This window comes from Shewanella sp. S1-49-MNA-CIBAN-0167 (assembly GCF_040310145.1).
Taxonomy (GTDB): domain Bacteria; phylum Pseudomonadota; class Gammaproteobacteria; order Enterobacterales; family Shewanellaceae; genus Shewanella; species Shewanella psychromarinicola.
In genome coordinates, this window is record NZ_JBEOPO010000156.1 from 1 (window position 1) to 326 (window position 326).

Genomic DNA, 326 nt, shown 5'->3' on the forward strand with positions numbered 1-326 from the left:
GTTTGGTAGTCTAAATCCCGCATTTTCGTGTTGTTTCATTCATCTTTTTCGAAGAAAAAATATTCTATGTCCGATCCTCGTTTTGTTCATTTGCGCGTCCACAGTGATTATTCAATGTCAGATGGCGTTGCTAAAGTTAAACCTATTATTGCTGCTGCTGAGAATCAGGGGATGGCAGCAATAGCGTTAACTGATCAAAACAACTTTTGTGGTTTGGTTAAGTTTTATGGTGCTTGTAATGGTGCGGGGATAAAACCGATCATTGGCGCAGATTTTTGGGTGCAAACACCTGGTTTTGAAAAAGAATTTTGCGCCTTAAACATTAT

1 protein-coding gene is annotated in these 326 nt (G+C 39.0%); it reads left to right on the top strand.

From position 1 onward, the window contains the following. Positions 1-66 precede the first annotated feature (66 nt). Positions 67-326: PHP domain-containing protein (locus AAEZ00_RS20785; RefSeq protein WP_351089773.1), on the top strand; the 260-nt coding region annotated here is incomplete at its 3' end.